Below are 12,838 nucleotides of genomic sequence, written 5' to 3' on the forward strand. Positions count from 1 at the left end.
CACCCGACCAGAAGGAGAACCCGCATGACCGAGACCGCCGACGCCGTCCGCGAGGTCCTGATCGACACGCTCGAGCTGTCCAGGACCCCGGCCGAGCTCACCCGCGACACGGCGCTGTTCGGCGCGCTTCCCGAGCTGGACTCGTTCGGCGTCGTGCAGCTGGTCGTCGCGCTCGAGGAGCGGTTCGACATCGTCATCGACGACGACGAGTTCGGCGCGGACCTGTTCGAGACGGTCGGCTCGCTGACCGACTTCGTCGACTCCAAGCTCGCCGCCTGACGTCATGGCCGGCGCGACGCTTCCCGGAGTCCTCGCCTCCGACGCCGGCGCGCTCCCGGCGGAGGTGCTGGCCGCCGTCGGCGACGCCGCCCGGCTCGACGCCGGGACGGTCCGGCTCGCCCACTGGGGGCTCGGCCCGGCCGCCGACGGCAGGACCGTGCAGCTCTCCCGCGTCTCGCGCCGTGCGTCGGGCGCGGTCGGCCCGGAGGAGGTCGCCCGCCTCATCGCCGCGGACCCCGGCGCGCTCACCCGCCTGCTCCCGCCGTTCGCGGCGGCGCACGCGCGGGACGACGCCGTGCTGATGGTCGCCGACTCGATGGGCTTCCGGCAGCTCTTCCACAGCGCGCCGGGCGCGGCCGGCCCCGGGGTGCTCTCCACCTCCGCCCTGCTGGCCGGCTGGACCCGCGGCGCGGAGCTGGACCGGGTCGCCGTCGGCGTCCAGTCCCTGCTCGGCTGGCAGCTCGGCCAGCGCACCCTGCACGACGGCGTCCGCAAGCTCGAACCGGCCGCGACCGTCGAGCTCGGCGCGGACGGCGTACGGGTGACGCCCGCGGAGGCCGAGCCGGCGCCGCCGATCCCGCTCGACCGCGCCGTGACGGAGGCAGCAGCGGTCCTCCGCACCGCGCTCGCCACCCTGCTCGACGACGAGCCGGACGCCGTGCTGCAGCTCACCGGCGGCCTGGACTCGCGGCTGCTGCTCAGTGCGATCCCGCCCGCCCGCCGGCGCGGCCTGCACGCCATGACCCTCAGCGTCCCGGGCAGCGGCGACGTCGGGATCGCCAGCGGGATCACCGCCCGCTACGGCATGGTGCACGACGTGCGCGGACTGGCCGACCTCGGCGGCATCGACCCGGCCGAGGCGTGGGAGCTCTGCCGGAGCGCGGCGCTCCAGCTCGACGGGATGTCCGACCCGGTCGCGCTCGCCGCGCTCGGGGTGGCCGAACGCGGCTTCGCCCAGGGCGTGCGCATCTCCGGGCTGGGCGGCGAGGTCGCGCGCGGCTTCTACTACGTCGGCCGCGTCCAGGACAAGCCGTACACGCGCAAGGACGCGGAGCAGCTCGCCGCCTGGCGGATGTTCGTCAACGAGGCGGTCGAGCCCGGCCTGCTCACGGCGGAATTCTCCGGCTGGGCGCGCGAGGCGGCGAACGGCGAGGTCTACGCGGCGCTGCTCCGCGGCGGCGACGAGTGGTTCCGCGCCACCGACACGCTCTACCTCCGCGACCGGATGCAGCGGTGGGCGGGCGCCACCGACACCGCCGTCGGCTACCGCCGCGTGGTGGTGAACCCGATGCTGGACCACGACTTCCTCGCCATCAGCGCGCGGCTGACCCCGCAGGACAAGGCGCACTCCCGCTTCCTCGCCGCCCTCCAGCTGGAGCTCGACCCGGAACTGGGCCGGCTCCCGCTCGAGGGTCGCCCGAGCCCGGCCGCCTACGCGCACCCGTCGCCGCTGCATCCCGTCGCGCAGACCGTGCGCACGGGCACCCGTCTGGTCAAGAAGGCGGCGCAGCGGGCCAGGCGCGGCAACCGGCCGCCGGCCGGCGGCGAGGTGCTGGCCCGCAAGGTCGTCCAGGCCTGGCGGGAGGACGGGACCGTCCGCGATGTCCTGGGCGGCACCGGCCTCCTGGACGAGAAGTGGCTCGACGACATGATGTCCGGCGCCGTGGAGCCGCGGCCCAGCTCCGTCGGCTTCCTGACCAACCTGTTCGTCGCCGTGTCCGGCCCGGTCGCGGCCTCCGGCACGCGGGCACCGGCCGGGCCTCAGGCGGAGCGCGGCGCCAGTTCGTCGTAGAGCGAGCTCAGCTGGTCGAGCCGCGCGCTCCAGAGGTGCGCGCGCTCCGCGTGGATCCGCGCCGCAGCACCCATGCGCGCCCGCAGGCCGGGATCCTCCACGAGCCGGCGCACCGCCGCAGCGCAGTCGGCCGCGAGCTGCTCCGGCGACACCGCGTCCAGCCGGAAGGCGCACGAATCGTCGACGTTCGCGCCGGGGCCGCCGCGCCGGCACACGACCAGCGGGAGGCTGTAGGCCATCGCCTCCAGGCTCACGTTGCCGCCCGGCTCGCGATAGCTCGGGAACACGAACACGTCGGCGCGCTCGTAGAACCCGTCGACCTCGGCCCGGGGGATCGCGCCGTGGAAGACGACCCGGTCCTGCAGGCCGAGCTCCGCCACCAGCGCCTCGCACGCCGCCCGGTCGTTGCCGTCGCCCACGACGTCGAGGACCACGTCCAGGTCCGCGAGCAGGCCCAGCGCCCGGATGACGTCGCGCAGGCCCTTGGTCCGGATGATCCGGCCGACGTGCAGCAGCCGGACCGGCCCGCTGCGCCCCGAGCGGTCGATCGGCGGCTTGACGGCGTGGATCGCGGTCTCGCTCATGACCTCGAAGCGCTTCAGCCGCAGGCCCGAGAGCAGCTCGCGCGCGTACGGGGCCACGCCGATAACGCAGTCCGCCGACTCGTACGTCCTGCGCAGGAGCGGGTCGGCGCGCATCCGCCAGCGGTCGAGCGCGCGCAGCCGCTGGTACCACGGGGTCGCGCCCTCCTCTTCGGCGAACGCCGGCGGCGAGCTGAGGCTGCCGCCGACCGGGCCGATGACGAACGGGATGCCGAGGCCCGCGGCGGGCGACGGGTAGCGCATGGCCACGGGGACGACCTGGTGCGCGATGTCGAAGCCGTCGCCGCTCGCCAGCCGCTGCTTCAGCCAGCGGCGCGCCCGGAACTCGAACGGCGCGTAGCCGGGCTGCATGAGGCTGTTGAGCCGCTCGAAGCGGTGCACGCCCGGCGGCTCCGGCCACTCCACGACCTCCACGCCGGGCAGCTGCTGCGACGGCGGCCGGTGGCCGCGCTTGTAGGTCGAGAGCAGGGTGAGGTCGACGCGCTCGGCCAGCAGCGACGCCCACTGGAACGCCACCCACGACTCGCCCACGTCGTCGCCGTCGCACGCGGGCGCGACCAGCAGCACCTTCCTCCGCCCGGCCATGCTCACCGCGGGATCAGGGTGCGGCTCGCGCCGAGCGCGGGCGGTCGGCGGGACGGCTGGAGGAGGGCGCGCGCGGTCGGCCAGGACTTGTCGTGCCCGAGGATCGCCCTCCGCAGCTCGACCAGGACGGTCAGCACGAAGTACACCGAGGCCAGCACGACGCCCCTGCGCCTGCGGTACAGGCGGACCCGGTTGAGGATCTTCATCGTGTGGGTCGTCGCGCTCTCGCCGGAGCCGCCGCCGATGTGCATCGCGCCGGCGTCGGGGGTGTAGACCGTCGCCCAGCCGGCGTCCTTCGCGCGCAGGCTCAGGTCGGTCTCCTCCGAGTACAGGAAGTACGACTCGTCCAGCCCGTGCAGCGCGCGGTAGCAGTCGCGGCGGATGAGCAGGATGGCGCCGACCGCCCACTCCACCTCGTGCTCGGTCTCGTACTCGCGCGGGTCCTCGATGCGCTCGGTGAACGCCGGGAGGCCGGTGAAGCTGAGCCCGCCCACGCGCGCCATCGTCGGCCCGCGGCGGAGCGTGGGCGAGAGACTGCCGTCGGCCTCGCGGACGCGCGGGGCGACGATGCCGATGCCGGGCTTGCGGAGGACGGCGAGCATCCGCGGCGCGCAGTCCGGGTCGAGCGTGGCGTCCGGGTTCAGGATGAGCACCGCCTCGGCCTCGGGCGACGCCGCGACGGCGGTGTTCATGCCGGCCGCGTAGCCGCGGTTGGTGGAGCGGATCACCGTGCAGTCGGTGCGCCGGTCCAGCCGCTCGAGGGTGCCGTCGGTGGAGCCGTTGTCCACGACGACGACCGAGTAGCTCAGGCCGCCCGCGGCGGCGGGGATGCTGTCGAGCAGCGCGTCGATGTGGTCCTCACTGTTGTAGGTCACGACCACCGCCGCGACGTCCACGCGCATGGCGGTCATCCTACTAGCGGGGTGAACGTCGTCGTGGTCGCGCCGCCCTCGATCCGTCGGAGGGCGCCCGCGAGCCCGAGGATGAGGAACAGCGTCCCCATCGTCATCGGGAAGGCGAACGCGTCGAAGGTCAGCAGGCAGATGAAGCCGGTCGCGATCGACGCGACGAGCGCGATGGCCAGGTCGCGGGTGGCGTCGTCGCGCCGCCGGACGCGGAGCCGGACCATCGCGACGACGGACGTGACGCCGAGCGCGATGAAGGCGAGGGTGCCGACCACGCCGATCGTGACCAGGAGCAGCAGGTACTCGTTGTCGAAGATCCGGTAGATCGGCAGGAAGGTGCCCAGCCCCCGGCCGAACACCGGTTTTCGCAGCAGGAACTCCACGGCCAGCGAGTAGCTGTCCGTGCGGGAGGCGATGCTCGGGTCGGTGGAGGCGCCGGCGAAGAGGCCGATGATCGACTTGAAGAGGTTGGGCGTCACCACGCTCATCGCCGCGACCCCGACCGCGACGAACCCGAGCATCCGCCACCGGCGCGCCGGCTTCCAGCCGATCAGGCAGACCAGGAGGCCGACCGCCGCGCCCAGGTAGGCCGAGCGCGACGATGTGAGCGGCACGACGGCCGCGAGCGCTGCGGCCGGCAGCCAGCGGACGAGGAGCGGACGGTCCTTCCGGTTGAAGCCCACGTAGAGGGCGAGCGGGAGGATCATCGTGATGAGCGTGCCGTACTCGATCGGGTGGGTCGCCGTCCCGGCCGGCCGGGGGAAGCCGCCGCGGTCATTGAGCGCGTAACCGGCTGAGCCGGCGAGTCCCGGGATGGAGATCCGGTCCACCCAGATCTGCCGGGTGAGCACCTGGAAGATGCCGAGCAGGGCGATGATCGCGCCGCACACGCAGATGCGCCAGATCAGCGTCTCCAGCCTGCTCCGGTCGGGGACGTTGTCGTGCGTGAGCAGCAGCGTCCCGCTCCAGGAGGCGAGGGCGAGCAGGGCGACGTCGGCCGGGCTGATCTCGGCGGGCGGCATCGGCCCCGACATGGCCAGCGCGTAGCTGATCCCGACGCAGACCAGGAAGATCCCGAGCGCGATGCGGATGGGCTGGGTGGTCTGCGCGCCCCCGCGCCCCGCGCCGATCCGGATGAGCATCCAGAGCACCAGACTGCCGAGGCCGAACAGCATCGACGGAGCCCCTGCGCTCCCCAGCGGCCCGAAGACCAGCCGGGTGGGGATGAAGAGGAGCAGCACCACGTAGAGCGTGAGCCACCCGACGGCGTCGATCTGACCGGGCGCCAGCCGTTGCTCCGGCGGGGAGAGCCTGGTGGTGGTCAATGCTCCCGCCCGGTGTCGGCCGGGACGCGTCCGGAGAGCTGGGACACCATCTCAGCGGATCGATCGCGGGCCGTCGCCGGTTCGTGCGCGGCGGCGGGCTCGTGCGCGGCGCCGGGCCCGCTCCCGGCGCCGGGCTCGTGCGAGGCGGCAGGCTCCTGCGCGTCGTGCGCGTCGTGCGCGTCGGCCGGCGGGGGCTGCCGTCCGGCGGCCGGGCGCCGCCACGGCGTCCGGTGCGGTGTCGGCGGCGCAGGCGGCGCCGGCGCGTGGGCGGCCGCCGCGGCTGCGCCCTCCTTCTCGGCCTTGGCCTGACGCCGGGCGCGCCTGCTGGCCAGGAGGCCGTCGACCGCGAACGTCACCACGCCCGTGACGAGGAGCCCGATCAGGGTGGCCGTGATGACCATGCGGATGGTGCCGGAGTAGTCGGCCTTGGCCTTGCCGTCGATCGTCAGCGGCATCGACGTGATGATCGCGTTGGCCGGTGCGGCGACCGCGGCCTGGAGCCGGTGCAGCTCCTCCGGGATCTGGCTGGTGATGTAGTCGAGGGCGCCGAGCGTTCCGGCCGACGTCTTGTCGGTGACGTCCACTTCGATGATCGGCCCGCGGGCGGAGCTGCTGATCTGCACCGTGTACTGCGCCGTCCGGTACTGCGCCTTGACGTCGGCCTGCGCCGACGCTCCGGAGAAGTACGCCACCAGGATGCCGGCGGGCTGGTCGAGGTCGGAGAGCGCCAGGAACGGGTTGCCGCCCGGGCCGATCTGGGTCTTCGACGGGAGCAGCAGGATGAGGCCGCTCGCCGTGTAGTTCGGTGGGGTGATGTGGTACGCGCCGAGGGCCAGCGCGACCGTCATGAGCAGGCCCGTGACGACGATGTACCATCGCCGGCCGAGCGCGCGTAGGACGTCACGTGTCACTGTTCCCCCATCGAATGCGAGTGGGCCGCTGCGACTGGCTGGGGCAGCGGATCACGGTTAGTCTAAGCGAGGAACGCTCATGACTCTGTGGGAATTTTTCGCCGCCTGTCTCCGACGCTGGCCGATCGTGCTCGTCGGAGTCATCGTCACGGGTATCGCTGCCTTCGGTGTGATGAGCGACAAAGGGGTCTATTACACCCGCACGCAGATCGTCTTCCTGGCCCCCAGCAGCACCTACTATCCGAACACTCTGGCGACCCAGTCGGAGGACATCATCGACACCGCGGGGGTGGTCGCGAAACGCATCACCGGACCGGGTCCGGTGACCAAGTACGCGTCCCCCGATGTGACCCTGATCGGCGAGGGCATCCGGGACGGCTGGTCGCTGGGCCTGCCGGATACGGGCGGTCAGTGGGGGACGAACTTCCAGAGCCAGATCCTCAATCTGGAGATCGTCGCGCCCCTGCGCGAGACGGTGCTGGAACGGCAGACGGCGATGCTGGCGCGGGTCCAGGACGAGCTCGACAAGCTGCAGCGCGAACGGGGTGTCGAACCGATCAACGACATCACCGTCCAGGCGGCGCCGAGGTCGACCGTGATCTACCACGTCGGGGGCAGCAAGCCCCGTTCGCTCGGCATGGTCGCGGCCCTCGGATTGGGGGTGACCGCGGCGGCCGTCGTGCTGGCCGATCGGCTCGTCCGGAGCCGTGGGACCGGCGGCCGCGGCGGGTTGATCCGCCGCCGGCGCATCCCTGAGCCGCCGCGCCGGCGGTCGACCTTCACCGGCGTCGCTTGAACGCGCTCGACGCGCGGGCGCGGAGGTCGGCGATGCCGGGGCGGTGCGTGATGAAGCCGCGGACGGTCGCCACCGTGTCGCCCGCGGTCACGCTGTAGCGCGGCTGCAGCCACTCGGACTCGCGGGTCGGGTACCGGTCGCTGCTGAAGACGGTGCGGTAGTCGAGCCCGCGCAGACGGTTCAGCATCGCGCGGTCGTAGCGTCCGAGCGGAAGGGCGGCGTCGGCGATCGGGCCGCCGCTCGCTTCGGCCAGCACGTCGCGGGCGGTCACGAACTCGCGCTCCTGATCCGGCGCGGAGAGCCGGCGCCAGGGGATGTGCGCCCAGCCGTGGCTGCCGATGTCCATGCCGGCGGCGCGGAGGGTGCGCAGGTCGGCCGGGCTCAGGCTGCCCGGCTCCTCCAGGCGCCCGGCGATCGGGAAGAAGGTCGCGCGGAGGCCGCGCTCGAGCAGCGCGGGGAGGCCGAGCTCGATGTCCGACGCGTTCCCGTCGTCGAAGCTCAGCCGCACCTCCGGCCGTCCGCGGACCTCGTCCAGGACGCCGAGGAAGAGGTCGCGGCCGATCCAGTAGGAGGACTCGCCGGGCTCGCGCTCCGCGCCGGCCGTGCCGACGCCGTGGAAGCAGATGTTGATGATCACGGCGCTCCTCGTCGGCCGGCGGAGGCGGGACCGCCCCGGGTGCTCTCGTCGCGCCCCCAGCTCCGGCCCGCGTCGCGGACCCGGCGGCGCGCCAGCAGGGCGGCCGCGAGCGTGATCGTCACGTACGGGACCGCCGCGAGGGCGAGCCGCGGCTCGGGGACGACGACGTCGGTGAGCCACGCCCAGCGGTGGGTCCGCCGCACGGTCGCGGGAGATGCGGCGGCGGCGGAACCGGTGCCCGGGTCGGCTGCCGCCGCCCGCAGCTGCGCGTTCCCGCGGCGGACACGGACGAGCCGGCGGAGCAGCGCGCGGGTGCTGTGCGGCGCCTCGACGACGACCTCGACCTCCGGCACGACCACGCGCTCGTCCTCGGCGTAGAGCGAGTCGACGTAGAGGTCGTCGGCGATCACGTCGGGGAACTCCGTGAAGCGCGTGCGTCCCGCCTCGGACAGCACGATCGCCCCGCGCCCGAACAGGCTGGAGCGGAACACCGGCAGGCGCTCGTTGATCGCGAAGTAGGACCGCACCGGCCAGGGCCGGCCCGTGGTGTCCAGCCGTCGGCGCGGGACGGCCGCGAGCGCCCCCGGCGCCTCCGAGAGCCGCGCCACCAGGGCGGAGAGGGCATGCGGGGGCAGGACGATGTCCGCGTCGAGGTACAGTCGCGGGAACGCCGTCGCGACCGCGTCGCCCGCGTTGAGCGCGGCGGGCTTGCCCGGCTCCGGCCGGTCGACGACGAGCGCGCCGCGGCCGCGCGCCAGCTCGGCCGTCCGGTCGGTGCAGCCGTTCGCGCTCACCACGACCTCGACCGGGCCGGGGAAGTCCTGCGCCGCGAGGGCGTCCAGGCACGCGCCGATGACCTGCTCCTCGTTGTGAGCGGCGATCACGACGCTCGGCACCGGCAACCCCCCAACAGCTGTCCATGCGACGTCGATCGACGGTCTGGGCACCAGAGTAGCGGGAAATGCCCGCATCAGGTCGGGGGAATCCACGCCGTCGCGCCGCGCCGCTAGGGTGTACGCGTGGAGACAGCTGGGGCGCCCGAGGTCAGGCCGATCTCGCCCGACGACGCGGCCGCCGTCGCCGGCTTCCTGCACGCGAACCTCAACGCGCGCCTCAGCGCCGGGCAATGGCTGCGGCTGCTGCTGCCGCCGTGGGACGACGGCAGCGCCCCGAACCACGGCTTCCAGCTCGTCGCCGAGGAGGGGATCGTCGGCGTGTACGCCGCCGTGTACTCCCGCCGGGAGCTCGAGGGGCGGCTGCGGGAGGTCTGCAACCTGGCCGCCTTCTGCGTCAGGGAGGAGCACCGCGCGCACAGCGTCCGGCTGATCCGGGCGCTGCTGGGGCAGCGCGGGTACGTCTTCACGGACTTCTCGCCGAGCGGGAACGTCGTCGCGATGAACGAGCGCCTCGGGTTCCGGCACCTCGACACCTCCGGCCGGCTGGCGCTCAACCTCCCGCGCGGACCGGTGCCCGGCGTGCGGGTCACCGACGACCCCGCCGCGCTGTCGCGGCGGCTGGAGGGGACCGACGCGGAGGTGTACCGCGACCATCGCGGGGCCGCCGCGGCGCGGCACCTGCTGGTGGAGGCCGAGGGCTCGTACGCCTACCTCGTCTACCGCCGGGAGCGCAGGAAGCGGCTGCCGCTGTTCGCCGTCCCGCTGTACGCCGGCGGCGACCGGGCGCTCCTGGAGCGGGCCTGGCCGCGGGTCGGAACGCACCTGCTCCGGCACGGCCTCCCTGTCACGCTCGCGGAGCGGCGCCTGCTGGGGTTCGTGCCGGGCGGTCCCGGCCGGGAGCTCGCGAGCAACCGGCCGAAGATGGTCCGCAGCAAGGAGCTCGACGGCGCCACGCTCGACTACCTCTACAGCGAGCTCGTGCTCGTGCAGTGGTGAACGCGGAACGGGAGGCCTCCTGTGCAGGAGACCTCCCGTTCGCGGTGACGCGGGATCAGTTCGCCGGAGCGACCGCCGATCCGTCGTCGTAGAGGTTGTTCGACCAGACCGCACCGGGGGCGGTGATGTCGAACGAGGTGATCGGGCCCCAGTAGCCGCACACGTAGCCGCGGTTGCCCGCGCCCATCTCGGTGCCGCGCTGCCAGATGTTGTCCTTGAACGTGATGTTCTTCGTCTGCCCGGAGAACGGCTTGCCCGCGGTCGAGCCGCCGTAGGAGCAGTAGCCGCCGGAGCCGGCGAGGATCAGGTTGTTCTGGATGACGTTGTTCTGCACCGGGTCGAAGTCCGGGTAGCCGGTGATCGCCGCCGAGCAGCCCGCATCCGGCGCGACGTCCGGCGCGGTGCAGCCGATCGTGTTGTGGATGAGGTGGCTGTTCGTGTTCACGCGGATGCCGGACTCGTGGTTGACGCCCGTGTTGTCGGTGAACTGGCCGGCCACGTAGGAGTCCTGCACCGTGCAGTCCGCGTAGCAGTTGATCGAGCGGGAGCCGCCGGTCACGTGCACGCGGGTCGCCGTGAAGTACGCGTCACCGATGCCGGTGCCCGCCGAGTTGCCGGCGTCGACCAGGCTGTCGGAGATCGTGAACGATCCGACGTTGTCGTTGTAGTCGGCGTAGACGCCTCCCACGATCTGCGACCGGGTGATCACCACGCCCTTGGCGAGGATGCGGAGGTAGCAGTTGACCACCTTCGCGTCGATCACGACGTTCGGGGTCTGGATGGTGCACGGACCCGTGTACGGGGTCAGCGCGGTCCCCGCCGGCACGCCGGTGGTCGCCGGCGACGGGAAGCTCCGGCCGAGAGCCGTGATGCCGCCGGCCGTCGCGGGCGGGGTCGGCGTGGTGGTCGGAGTGGGCGTCGGCGTCGGGGTCGGCGTGTTCACCGGGGTCGGCGACGTCGTGGGAGTGGGCGTCGGCCGCGGCGTGGTGGTCGCGGTGGGGGTCGGGGTGCTCCCGGCCGCTCCGGTCGCGGAGAACACGATGTCCGCCAGGTAGTTCGAGCCCTTGAAGGTGCTCGTCGGCATCGTGTTGGTCCGGCTGTAGGTGAAGACGCCCGCGTTGGCCGGGAGCGAGAAGCCGCCGAGGACGCGCGGCTTGTTCAGCGCGTTCTGGGTGACGGCGTAGTTGCCCTTGGTCGCGAGGTAGGAGGCGACGTACGTGGTGTTCGCCGTCACCGTGACCGGCTTGGGCAGCTGGACGGTGTGCCAGCCGACCGTGCGGTTCACCGGCACCGAGGTGGACGCCAGCGCCGCTCCGGACGCCGACCACAGGGTCGCGGTGGTGATGCCGGAGTCCCTCGGGCCCTGGTAGTACTGCAGGGCGACGATGGTGCCGGGCTGGGTCGGAGCGAACTTCACTCCGAGCACCACGGAGTCGTTGTCGGAGGCCGCTGCGATGCGGGGACTCAGATCATCCGGGAAGATCCCGGTCGTATCGGCCTTCGCAGCTGCGGATCCGATCGCGAGCGCACCAGCGGTGACCGCGATCGTGGCCAGCGCTGCGGCACCGGCCAGGAACCCTCGATTTTTGCGCGCGGACAGTTTGTGCCGTGGCATGTCGGACATAGATGGATCTTCCGTTCGATTGGTGAACCACACGGGGTTCACTTCCGTCGTCTGGGGGTGGGTGGGGGGTTTCCCCGGCGTGTCGGGCGCGCCGGTTGAGGCCATAGTAGGGGCCGCTATATCAGGTCGCAACCGAACAACAGACCGCATAATCGACCCCAGTTCGGGGGATATTGCGGGGCGTGCGGAGCGTGATCCGGGGGTGGCGCCAATGGCCCAGCGGAGGGCGTGAGACCCGGGCGCGAGGCCCGCCGGGCCGCCCGGAGGCTCCGGTGACGACGCAAATTAACACGACATTCCCCGGCTGTCCACCCCTCAGTGCATCGGTTCCCTATCGTTCCCGGCGGCGACGGTCACCCGGAGGAAGACGATGATCCAGCTGAAGATCAGCACCGCGGCGACGAGCTCGACGGCCGTCAGGTTGTAGTAGCCGACGGCGAAGAACAGGGCGACGAGGGCGATCACGCCGATGAACACCCAGCCGAGCACGTAGAACGCGTGCGGGAGGTGCGGCATCGCCCAGCGGATGCCGACGGCGAGCACGCAGAAGATCACGGCCATCCCCGTTGCCGCCGTGTTGTGCAGCAGGAAGAACCGGTTGACCGGGAACAGGCCGACGAACGCGAGCATCGTGCCGATGATGACGAGCGCGGTGCGCACCTGCAGCTCGCCGCGCCCCGGGCGACGGCCGGCGCCGCTGTCGGTCGCGTAGCGGGCGATGGCCGTCACGAGGACGCCGCCGACGATGACCGTGATGTTGAAGGTCGCCGACGACCAGTCGTCGGTGATGCCGAGGACGCTCAGGTTCTGCTTCCACCAGTGCGGGTTGGAGGCCGTGAGCATGCTGGTGAGCGCCCCGACGACCAGGAAGACCGCCAGCACGGCGGAGAGCAGCAGTGGGTTCATGTTCGCCGCGGCCAGGAAGACGTAGTAGCCGGTGACGGCGGCGGCCGTGCCGACCAGGAGGGTCGCGGGGATCGCGAAGACCTGGGCGTCCTGGAAGCTGCGGGCGAGAACGTCGCTCAGCACCGTCCAGAGCAGCAGCACCACCACCGCGTGCGCGACGGCGATGGCGAGCGAGTCGAACACCTCCACGGCGGCGACCAGGCGCGACCGGTGCTCGCGAGGGCGGCGGAACCAGGGGATGCTCCAGGTCGCGACCCGGCCGCCGCCGTAGACGACCAGCGTCACCGCGCAGCAGGCGATCGCCGCGAACTGCCCGACCGATCCCGCACCGGAGATGGAGAGGTCGTGGCCGGCGAAGACGAAGAAGGCGGCGACGCCGACGATCACGAAGGCGACCGCCCCGGCGCCGAGCGCGAGCGACTCCACGGAGGCCGCCCGCATCCGCCGGCCGAGCCGCTCGGCCGCACCGTGCTCACCGGCACCACGCTCGCCGACGCTGCTCTCGCCGGGACCGTGCTCGCCGGCGCTGTCCTCCGAGACCGCCGAACTCATGGTCGAAGCATAGGCTGCCCGCGCCGCCGGCG

At 72.7% G+C, this 12,838-nt stretch carries 12 protein-coding genes; 4 read left to right on the forward strand and 8 right to left on the reverse strand.

Going from position 1 to position 12,838, the window contains the following annotated elements:
• Nucleotides 1-24 precede the first annotated feature (24 nt).
• The gene (locus HNR13_RS04335) at nt 25-279 is read left to right on the forward strand and encodes an acyl carrier protein (RefSeq protein ID WP_179604619.1); all 255 of its coding nucleotides are present in this window, start codon (nt 25-27) and stop codon (nt 277-279) included.
• Between the two features lie 4 nt (nt 280-283).
• Complete coding sequence (locus HNR13_RS04340) at nt 284-2,071, forward strand: asparagine synthetase B family protein (RefSeq protein ID WP_179604620.1); 1,788 nt, start codon at nt 284-286, stop codon at nt 2,069-2,071.
• On the opposite strand, the gene HNR13_RS04345 is transcribed toward HNR13_RS04340, so the two are convergent.
• Genes HNR13_RS04345 through HNR13_RS04360 form a run of 4 tightly spaced genes read right to left on the reverse strand, consistent with a single transcriptional unit; the run spans nt 2,041 to nt 6,399 of the window.
• On the reverse strand, nt 2,041-3,258 hold the full coding sequence (locus tag HNR13_RS04345; protein ID WP_179609118.1) for a glycosyltransferase family 4 protein: 1,218 nt from the start codon (nt 3,256-3,258) through the stop codon (nt 2,041-2,043). The two genes, HNR13_RS04340 and HNR13_RS04345, sit on opposite strands and share 31 nt — an antisense overlap.
• Nucleotides 3,259-3,260: 2 nt before the next feature.
• A complete protein-coding gene (locus tag HNR13_RS04350) occupies nt 3,261-4,160 on the reverse strand; it encodes a glycosyltransferase family 2 protein (RefSeq protein ID WP_179604621.1) in 900 nt (299 codons plus the stop codon).
• A gap of 5 nt (nt 4,161-4,165) precedes the next feature.
• Nucleotides 4,166-5,488 carry an O-antigen ligase family protein gene (locus tag HNR13_RS04355; protein ID WP_179604622.1) on the reverse strand — a complete coding sequence of 441 codons (1,323 nt, stop codon included), beginning with the start codon at nt 5,486-5,488 and terminating at the stop codon, nt 4,166-4,168.
• On the reverse strand, nt 5,485-6,399 hold the full coding sequence (locus HNR13_RS04360) for a hypothetical protein (protein WP_179604623.1): 915 nt from the start codon (nt 6,397-6,399) through the stop codon (nt 5,485-5,487). Before HNR13_RS04360 ends, HNR13_RS04355 begins: the two co-directional genes overlap by 4 nt.
• Nucleotides 6,400-6,478: 79 nt before the next feature.
• On the opposite strand from HNR13_RS04360, the gene HNR13_RS04365 reads away from it, so the two are divergent.
• Nucleotides 6,479-7,195 carry a YveK family protein gene (locus HNR13_RS04365; protein WP_179604624.1) on the forward strand — a complete coding sequence of 239 codons (717 nt, stop codon included), beginning with the start codon at nt 6,479-6,481 and terminating at the stop codon, nt 7,193-7,195.
• Here HNR13_RS04365 and HNR13_RS04370 read toward each other — a convergent pair.
• Together HNR13_RS04370 and HNR13_RS04375 are read right to left on the reverse strand one after the other, a co-directional pair.
• Nucleotides 7,179-7,832 (reverse strand): polysaccharide deacetylase family protein, encoded by a 654-nt coding sequence (locus HNR13_RS04370; RefSeq protein ID WP_218881164.1) that lies wholly within the window; start codon nt 7,830-7,832, stop codon nt 7,179-7,181. The two genes, HNR13_RS04365 and HNR13_RS04370, sit on opposite strands and share 17 nt — an antisense overlap.
• Nucleotides 7,829-8,728, reverse strand: coding sequence for a glycosyltransferase (locus tag HNR13_RS04375; protein WP_179604625.1), 900 nt, complete (start codon nt 8,726-8,728; stop codon nt 7,829-7,831). Before HNR13_RS04375 ends, HNR13_RS04370 begins: the two co-directional genes overlap by 4 nt.
• Nucleotides 8,729-8,851: 123 nt before the next feature.
• On the opposite strand from HNR13_RS04375, the gene HNR13_RS04380 reads away from it, so the two are divergent.
• On the forward strand, nt 8,852-9,724 hold the full coding sequence (locus HNR13_RS04380; protein ID WP_218881165.1) for a GNAT family N-acetyltransferase: 873 nt from the start codon (nt 8,852-8,854) through the stop codon (nt 9,722-9,724).
• A 55-nt stretch (nt 9,725-9,779) separates the two neighbouring features.
• Here HNR13_RS04380 and HNR13_RS04385 read toward each other — a convergent pair whose 3' ends face one another.
• Nucleotides 9,780-11,348, reverse strand: a complete 1,569-nt coding sequence (locus HNR13_RS04385; RefSeq protein ID WP_179604626.1) for a DUF4082 domain-containing protein — start codon at nt 11,346-11,348, stop codon at nt 9,780-9,782.
• Between the two features lie 315 nt (nt 11,349-11,663).
• The gene (locus tag HNR13_RS04390; RefSeq protein WP_179604627.1) at nt 11,664-12,806 is read right to left on the reverse strand and encodes a hypothetical protein; all 1,143 of its coding nucleotides are present in this window, start codon (nt 12,804-12,806) and stop codon (nt 11,664-11,666) included.
• Between the last annotated feature and the right edge of the window lie 32 nt (nt 12,807-12,838).

This window comes from Leifsonia shinshuensis, assembly GCF_013410375.1.
Classification (GTDB): Bacteria; Actinomycetota; Actinomycetes; order Actinomycetales; family Microbacteriaceae; genus Leifsonia; species Leifsonia shinshuensis.

Coding starts and splice junctions, on each gene's coding strand:
- HNR13_RS04335 (WP_179604619.1), top strand. CDS start 25: ATGACCGAGACCGCCGACGCCGTCCGCGAGGTCCTGATCGACACGCTC.
- HNR13_RS04340 (WP_179604620.1), top strand. CDS start 284: ATGGCCGGCGCGACGCTTCCCGGAGTCCTCGCCTCCGACGCCGGCGCG.
- HNR13_RS04345 (WP_179609118.1), bottom strand. CDS start 3,258: ATGGCCGGGCGGAGGAAGGTGCTGCTGGTCGCGCCCGCGTGCGACGGC.
- HNR13_RS04350 (WP_179604621.1), bottom strand. CDS start 4,160: ATGCGCGTGGACGTCGCGGCGGTGGTCGTGACCTACAACAGTGAGGAC.
- HNR13_RS04365 (WP_179604624.1), top strand. CDS start 6,479: ATGACTCTGTGGGAATTTTTCGCCGCCTGTCTCCGACGCTGGCCGATC.
- HNR13_RS04385 (WP_179604626.1), bottom strand. CDS start 11,348: ATGTCCGACATGCCACGGCACAAACTGTCCGCGCGCAAAAATCGAGGG.
- HNR13_RS04390 (WP_179604627.1), bottom strand. CDS start 12,806: ATGAGTTCGGCGGTCTCGGAGGACAGCGCCGGCGAGCACGGTCCCGGC.